Source organism: Zhenhengia yiwuensis, from assembly GCF_014384995.1.
Taxonomy (GTDB): Bacteria; Bacillota; Clostridia; order Lachnospirales; family Cellulosilyticaceae; genus Zhenhengia; species Zhenhengia yiwuensis.
Genome location: NZ_JACRSY010000141.1, coordinates 1 through 518, shown reverse-complemented (window position 1 = coordinate 518; position 518 = coordinate 1). Strand labels below are relative to the sequence as shown.

Sequence of the window (518 nt, the reverse complement as noted above, 5' to 3'; positions counted from 1 at the left end):
TTCCCAATAGCATCTAATACACGAATCACTCGATTTTTTCTAAAGGATTTATCCTTATCTGCAGTAAAACTCGTAAGCGTATTAATGTCTTGCTCGACAACTGCTTTTCCACCTTGCTCGACAAAGACAAATTCGCCCTTTTGTAAGGCTTCTATAATCTGTGTATTAGTGTATCTGACATCCACATCTACACTATCATCATAAGTTGTATATGTATTGGACTCATTTACCTCTGCACCTGCTGTAGCTGCTGCTACCCATGCTGTAGCTTTTACGGCATCAATGATTGTACCATCCGTTAATTTAACACCATTCTTGACACTGATAATCCCTTCATAGTCTGCAGTAGGATAGTTTTCAAGTACCCCTTGTACTTTCTTCCCTTCCTCTTCCCTCATGCGTTTAATAAAGGATACGGCTGCACCTTTTACTGTACTATCTTTTGTAGGAATGGCCATGGTGTTCCATGTAAGGACTTCTATCGCTTTAAAGTAATCCAGATAACTTTGAGTTTCCGC

General features: G+C 39.6%; 1 protein-coding gene. It reads right to left on the bottom strand.

What is annotated here, in order from left to right:
- The coding region (locus H8718_RS20455) for a phage tail sheath subtilisin-like domain-containing protein (RefSeq protein WP_249334891.1) at positions 1–518 on the bottom strand (518 nt) is incomplete at both ends.